Here is a 7,299-nt window from a genome sequence, read left to right as displayed (position 1 = left end):
TTGTCTAACTTTTTTGTTGCACTTCATTTTCACAAAAAGTAGTAAACTAATTTTTATTAGCTTTTTACTCCAAGTAAAGGAAGGTCTTCCTGTTCATGAACTCTAGTTTAACATTTCGTAGCGGCATCAAAGACGTTGTCCCCACCGTCTTTGGCTACATTGGTGTCGGCCTAGCAATGGGCATTGTCGCCAATACGAGTCACTTATCCGTTTGGGCCGTCTTACTGATGTCCCTGATTGTTTACGCTGGCTCAGCACAATTCATCATCGTCAGTATGTTATTAGCTGGCAGCCCCATTTCAGCCATCGTCTTGTCGACCTTCCTGATCAATTCACGGATGATTCTGATGAGTCTGTCAATTGCCCAGTATTTCAAGGCTGAGTCTTTATTGCAAAATATCGGCCTTGGCTCCCTACTCACAGACGAGACCTTCGCCCTCAGTATGAATAAGCTCAACCAAACTGGTCAAAAATTAAAAACGTCGTGGCTACACGCGGCTAACCTAGTTGCTTACTTGGTTTGGGCAGCCGCTACCGTAGTCGGCTGCCTATTAGGCAACTTGATCACCGACCCTAACCAGTTCGGCTTAGACTTTGCCGTCGTTGGTATGTTCATCGGACTACTATACTTACAACTCATCACTGACCGCAGTAAATCACTCCCAACCCAATTATGGGTCGTTCTATTCGTGGCCCTAGCCATGTTCTTTTTAATGCGCTGGATGCCTGGCAACCTGGCCTTGATCTTCGCAACACTCCTCGGCTGTGGTTTTGGAATGGTGGTGAGTCCACATGAGTAGTTACATTCTCATCACGATTCTGCTCTGTGGCCTCGTGACTTGGTTATCACGGGTGATCCCATTTGCAATCATTAAAAATTTAACCGTTCCCCGTTGGTTGATCCGCTACTTGTCATTTGTTCCCGTCGCTATTATGACTGCCATCTTCGTTGAAAGCTTGCTAATCTATCATTCCGGACACTGGCCAAGTTTTGACTGGGCTAATATCTACGCTTCGATCCCCGCGATTCTAGCTGGAATCCTAACTAAGAGTTTGCTGGCAGTTGTCGTAACTGGCATTATCGCCATGGCACTTTTACGTCTGGTTGGCTGGGCTTAAGTTTTATCGGTCACTTTACTCATTCGTTCTGCTACCAAAACTAACTAAAATCAACCAAGTCAGATTCCCAATATCATACTTATTATTATTGATCCGCAATTATCGGTAACTGTCTCTTATCAGTAACGATAATTGCGGATCATAATTTTTCATAATGAAAGCGCTCATAATTACCCCCACGGCTTTATCTTCTCAATTAAAGCAAGTATAATGATGGAGTGTATGCCAAGCAGATACAACTGACCATTTTAATTAGGATCTGTTTCGCGTCGTCACAACCAGTCGAAGTCCTTTGCTTCCCCTAGTGAGACGGGAAGATTAACTAGTCATCTTCTGTACACTATCGTTAATAATTAACTTAAAAACTTTAAACCTTAAAAGATTGAGAGATGAACAGATTATGTGCGGTTTTGCCGGTTGCTTAACTGATCGTACTAAAGCGGATAACGCTACTTACGATCAGACTATCCACGAAATGACGAAAATGATCGTCCATCGGGGACCCGATTACCAAGGTTACTTTGCCGATGACAACATTACCATGGGATTTCGGCGTCTTAGTATCATTGATTTAGCTGGTGGGCACCAACCACTGTCTTACGCCGATGAACGTTACTGGATGACCTTTAATGGTGAAATCTATAACTACGTTGAATTACGTGAACAATTGAAACAAGAAGGCTATGAATTCAAGACTAACTCTGATTCAGAAGTTATCTTAGCAATGTATGCCAAATATAAGGAAAACGCCACTAAGTATCTTCGCGGCATGTTTGCCTTTGTAATCTGGGATAAACAGGAAAAGACCTTGTTCGCTGCCCGGGACCAATTCGGAATCAAGCCTTTCTACTATGCTATCAGTGGTGATGACTTCTACTACGGTTCTGAAAGCAAGTCGATCTACAAGATCTTGAAGGACAAGACGTTCGATAAGAACGCCCTCCAAGATTACATGACGTTCCAATTCGTTCCTGAAACGGAAACGTTAACCAAAGAAATCAAGATGCTGGCTCCCGGTTGTTCGCTAACCAAGAAACTTGGTTCCGCACCACGGGTTGAACGTTACTATCACCGTGAATTCCATCCCGTTCAACGGACTGAGGATGAATACGCGCAAAAGATCAAAGACGCTTTGATCGATTCCGTTAAAATTCACATGCGCTCCGATGTTCCAGTTGGTTCCTTCCTATCCGGTGGGATCGACTCTTCAATCGTCGTTGCCATCGCAAAGAACTTTAACCCGAACTTACAGACTATTTCAGTTGGTTTCGAACGTGAAGGCTACAGTGAATTAGACGTTGCCCAGGAAACTGCTGAAAAGCTCGGCGTTGAAAACTTCAGTATGACGATCACGCCAGAAGCCTTCATGAACGCCTTCCCACACTTCGTCTGGAGTATGGATGATCCGTTGGCTGACCCGGCCGCTGTTCCTCAGTATTTCTTAGCCAAGGAAGCTGTTAAACACGTTAAGGTTGCCTTGACTGGTGAAGGTGCCGATGAACTCTTCGGTGGTTACACCATCTATCACGAACCAGAATCATTGAAACCATTCCGTTACACGAAACCGATCAACGGTGCCTTGAAGCAGATTGCTTTAATGATGCCAGAAGGGATGCGCGGCCGTTCATTCTTGCTACGTGGAACGACGCCACTTGAGAATCGTTACGTGGGGAACGCCTTTATCTTTGGTGAAAAGGAAAAACAAGCCTTTATCAAAGACTATAATCGCAACCACCCATTCCAATCGATTACGCAGCCATTCTACGATGAATCCGTTGACTATGATCCAATTAGCCGGATGCAATTCATCGATATGCACACTTGGTTGAACGGTGACCTATTGCATAACGCTGACCGGACGACAATGGCACACAGTTTGGAATTACGGACACCATTTGTTGACCGTGAAGTCTACAACTTGGCCGCTGAAATTCCAGCTGACTTACGTATCAGCCATGGGACGACGAAGTACATCTTACGGAAAGCCGTTGAAGACATCGTGCCTGAACACGTCTTGCACCGTAAGAAGCTCGGTTTCCCAGTACCAATCCGTTTCTGGTTGAAGGACGAAATGTACGACTGGGCTAAGCAAATTATCAATGACTCTCAGACTGACGAATACTTCAACAAGGACTACTTCTTGAAGTTATTGGATGATCACAAAGCCGGTTTGCGTGATAACTCTCGTAAACTCTGGACCGTCTTGACCTTCATGATGTGGCACAAGATTTACGTTGAAGCTGACCATTTGATGGATAGTCCTGAAGCTAACGCCGTTGCTAACAAAGTTGAGGAGTTTTAAGACCGATGGAAATTATTGTCCAAAAATTTGGTGGAACCTCCGTTAAAGACGAAGCTGCTCGTACGCAGGCCTTAAAGCACGTTCAATACGCAGTCGATCAAGGTAACAAAGTTATCGTGGTCGTCTCCGCCATTGGTCGTAAGGGTGCCCCCTACGCTACTGACTCATTGCTGGGTCTCGTTGGTGCAGAACATTCACGCTTAACTAACCGGGAACTGGACATGCTCGTATCCGTTGGTGAAACGATCTCAACGGCCGTCTTTACCGAATTAGCACGTGAACAAGGGTTGAACGTTGTCGCAATGACTGGGCATGATGCCGGGATCGTCACCAATGATGATTTCCAAAATGCTAAAATCTTGCGCGTTGATCCGCAGCCAATCACTGACGCTTTCGTTGACGCGGACGTGGTCATCGTCACTGGTTTCCAAGGCGCGACTGAATCAGGACACATTACGACAATTGGCCGTGGTGGTTCTGATACCTCAGCTGCCATTCTGGGTGCCGCCCACAAAGCCAAACGCGTCGATATTTTTACCGACGTCAACGGCATGATGACGGCCGACCCCCGGCTAGTGACCCACGCGCGTTTCATCAAGGCTATTAGCTACGAAGAATTGGCTAACATGGCTCATGAAGGTGCTAAGGTGATCCACCCACGCGCCGTTGAAATCGCTGAACAGGCCCACGTTCCAATGCGTATTCGGTCAACGTACCAAGAACCTGATGAATTAGGGACACTGGTTACGGATCGGACAACCACTCAGATCGAACACTACCGGACCGTTACGGGAATTGCGCATCAGACCAATCTAACACAATTCATCGTGCCAACTGATACGTTAAGTTCAAGCGCCATCTTCCAATTAATGGCGCAAAATGGTTTGAGCGTTGATTTCATCAATATCACCCCACATCAGGTTGTCTTCAACTTGGTGAATGGTGACGCTGATGTTGCTACTCGTCTACTGACTGCAGCGCACGTTAAGTGCCAAGCAATCGCTGACTGTGCCAAAGTTTCCGTTGTGGGTGCCGGTATCACGGGTACTCCCGGCGTAACAGCTCGGATCGTGACCGCTCTAACCACGCAACACATTGATATTTTACAATCAACCGATAGCTACACCACGATTTGGGTGTTAGTTAAGGAAACTGATCTCAAAGCTGCCATGAACGCATTGCATGATGAGTTCTTAGGTATTGCTGATTAAGATTAATAAACTAAGCGCTTGGAATTTTATTCCGGGCGCTTTTAGTTTGTCCGATGCTAGTATCTAGTCATTTATTAATCCACCATTCTATGAAAAGGACCTATCAGATTTCACCCCCGTTTTGGGTGACAATTGCTGATTTTGCATGTATTCTATAAACAGTAACTTTATTGAAAAGGACGCTCATATTATGAAAGCAAGTCAATTAATTAATAGTTTAAAATTTAAAAACGTACAACCCGCACTAACCGATGACTTTGACGTCACCATGCTGACTCAAGACACCCGTGAAGTGCAACCCGGTGCTGTCTTCATTGCCGTTGACGGTTACCACGTCGACGGTCATGACCTGGCTGGACAAGCCGTTGAAAAAGGCGCGCAATTAATCGTTGCCCAAAAGCCATTGGAAGTTTCTGTTCCCGTCGTTTATGTGCAAAATACCGAACGTGCTATGGCAATGCTCGCTGACGTCTTCTACAATGCACCTAGTCAGAAAATGCGGATGATTGGGGTTACCGGTACGAATGGTAAAACCACCGTCACTCATTTGATTGAACAGATCTACCGTGACCAGAATCAGGCGACGGGTTTGATTGGCACGATGTATCGTAAGATTAAAGATGAAAAATTGCCAACTGCCAACACGACTCCTGATGCGATTACCACACAACGGACACTGGCTGCCATGCGCGACGCCGGTGTTGATACGGTTGCCATGGAAGTTTCTTCGATTGCCCTTGTCCTTGGACGTGTCTGGGGTATCGACTACGATATCGCCGTATTTACTAACCTGACGCAGGATCACTTGGACTTCCACAAAACGATGGCTAAGTATACTGAAGCAAAGGCGATGCTTTTTGCCCAGTTAGGTAATAAATATTCAGCTGATGGCACTAATAAAGTTGCCGTTCTCAATACCGATGATCCAGTCGGTCGCGAATTCGAACAATACACATCAGCGCACGTATTGACCTTTGGCTTAAAGCCTGACGCGATGATCAACGCCCAAAACGTTGAAATTAAGAGTCACGGAACTGAATTCGATCTTTCCGTCTTCGGCCACGTGACCCACGTGACGATGCAATTAATCGGTCAGTTCAACGTCTACAACATGCTGGCTGCCTTTTCAGCCGCCTATGCTAGTGGTATTCCTGAAGACCAAATTATCGCCTCACTTGAAAAGGTACCTGGCGTTAAAGGACGTTTCCAAGCCGTCCCTTCACATACCGGCGTCAGTGTTATCGTCGACTACTCACACACACCAGATGGTTTACTAAACGCTCTCGAAACCATTCAAGACTTCGCCAAGAAAGATATTTATTGCGTTGTCGGTTGCGGTGGCGACCGTGACAAGACTAAACGGCCAAAAATGGCTAAGATTGCGGTCGAACACAGTAGTAAACCGATTTTCACTTCCGATAACCCTCGGACTGAAGATCCTACTCAAATCTTGCATGACATGGTTGCCGGCGTGCCTGACGCTGACGTGCCGGTCTATGAAGATCGCCACGTCGCTATCGCTAAGGCAATCGATGCTGCCCAACCAGGCGACGTTGTCTTAATCGCTGGTAAGGGGCACGAAGATTACCAAATCATTGGTCGGACAAAACATCATTTTGATGACAGTGAAGAAGCTGCTAATGCGCTTGCTTTAAAACCAACCATTAATTAATACCTATCTACCCGAGTTCCGTTCGCTGAAAGCGTGCGGAACTTTTTTTGACCAAACTTTTAGCGATTACTTATCCGCGCCATTTTTTCTAAACTCACGCAAAAAAGAGCCAATTTAGATTTTCATCCAAATCACCTCTTTAAGGTTAGTTACTATTCGGTTAAATAGCTCGTCTCATTCCATGTAACTAGGTCGAAATGCTGATTATCCTTAGTCTCTAACACAGTTAGGCTATCGTTATCCACAATACCGTGACCAACTGTTTTCATCGTTTGACCGTTAACGACAAACGGTGCCCGTAAATCAGCCACCGGCACGCCCATTAAAGTCTTAACTGTCATCGTAGTTACTAGACCATGCGACACAATTAGCAACGGTAACGGACTGTCTACGCCCACTGACGCAATCAAATCATGAACCGTTTTAGTCGTCCGCGCTACAAAGTCCGCGTAGCTTTCACCACCACCGGCTAATTCAGGTTGATACTCCCCTGGTTGATTGAAGATCACCTGTGTATAAGCTTGTGGATGAACTTCAGCCTCAATCTTGCCATCCCAATCACCGAAGTCAAACTCACGCAACCCTGGTTCCAATTGAACCGTGGGCTGCCACTGATTAGCAGCAACAATATGCTTGGCCGTATCCACCGCACGTTTTTGAGGACTACTATAGACTTGTGCAAACTGAGTCGTCTGTAAGTATTTCCCTGCTGCTTTGGCCCCTTCGATCCCACTTGCGACTAATGGTGAATCAGCTCGACCGCCCTGAAAACGGTGTTCTAAATTAAACTGTGTCCGTCCATGACGAATAAAATAAATCTGCATGGCTTTATTCACCTTCCTAACTAAATATTTACTCTTATTTTAGTCGTATTACGCCTAATTAAAAAGAGAAAGAATCTATCGAACAAAAAAGGACCTAGAAATATGATTCCAAGTCCTTTGATCAAATCTATTTATTTAATATCTAAAGGTTGCAAGTTAATTATTCAATGA

6 protein-coding genes are annotated in these 7,299 nt (G+C 45.4%); 5 read left to right on the top strand and 1 reads right to left on the bottom strand.

Annotation, left to right across the window (positions count from 1 at the left end; genetic code table 11):
* Positions 1-95 precede the first annotated feature (95 nt).
* The 5 genes from ACG95_RS03335 to ACG95_RS03315 all read left to right on the top strand — a co-directional run bounded on the left by ACG95_RS03335 (position 96) and on the right by ACG95_RS03315 (position 6,304).
* Entirely contained in the window at positions 96-800 is a 705-nt protein-coding gene (locus ACG95_RS03335; protein WP_047999151.1) for an AzlC family ABC transporter permease, read from the top strand.
* Positions 793-1,119 carry an AzlD domain-containing protein gene (locus ACG95_RS03330; protein WP_047999150.1) on the top strand — a complete coding sequence of 109 codons (327 nt, stop codon included), beginning with the start codon at positions 793-795 and terminating at the stop codon, positions 1,117-1,119. Before ACG95_RS03335 ends, ACG95_RS03330 begins: the two co-directional genes overlap by 8 nt.
* Positions 1,120-1,519: 400 nt before the next feature.
* Positions 1,520-3,421, top strand: a complete 1,902-nt coding sequence (gene asnB / locus ACG95_RS03325; protein ID WP_047999149.1) for an asparagine synthase (glutamine-hydrolyzing) — start codon at positions 1,520-1,522, stop codon at positions 3,419-3,421.
* A gap of 5 nt (positions 3,422-3,426) precedes the next feature.
* Positions 3,427-4,632: an aspartate kinase gene (gene dapG / locus ACG95_RS03320; protein WP_047999148.1), complete on the top strand. Its 1,206-nt coding sequence runs from the start codon at positions 3,427-3,429 to the stop codon at positions 4,630-4,632.
* 190 nt (positions 4,633-4,822) lie between these two features.
* Entirely contained in the window at positions 4,823-6,304 is a 1,482-nt protein-coding gene (locus tag ACG95_RS03315; protein WP_047999147.1) for a UDP-N-acetylmuramoyl-L-alanyl-D-glutamate--2,6-diaminopimelate ligase, read from the top strand.
* A 152-nt stretch (positions 6,305-6,456) separates the two neighbouring features.
* Here the strand turns inward: ACG95_RS03315 and ACG95_RS03310 are convergent, their stop codons facing one another.
* Positions 6,457-7,128 carry a histidine phosphatase family protein gene (locus tag ACG95_RS03310; protein ID WP_047999146.1) on the bottom strand — a complete coding sequence of 224 codons (672 nt, stop codon included), beginning with the start codon at positions 7,126-7,128 and terminating at the stop codon, positions 6,457-6,459.
* Positions 7,129-7,299 lie beyond the last annotated feature (171 nt).

Source organism: Lactiplantibacillus herbarum, assembly GCF_001039045.1.
GTDB classification, from domain to species: Bacteria; Bacillota; Bacilli; order Lactobacillales; family Lactobacillaceae; genus Lactiplantibacillus; species Lactiplantibacillus herbarum.
Note: the sequence above shows the minus strand (reverse complement) of the source record. Positions and strands in the feature narration are given on the sequence as shown.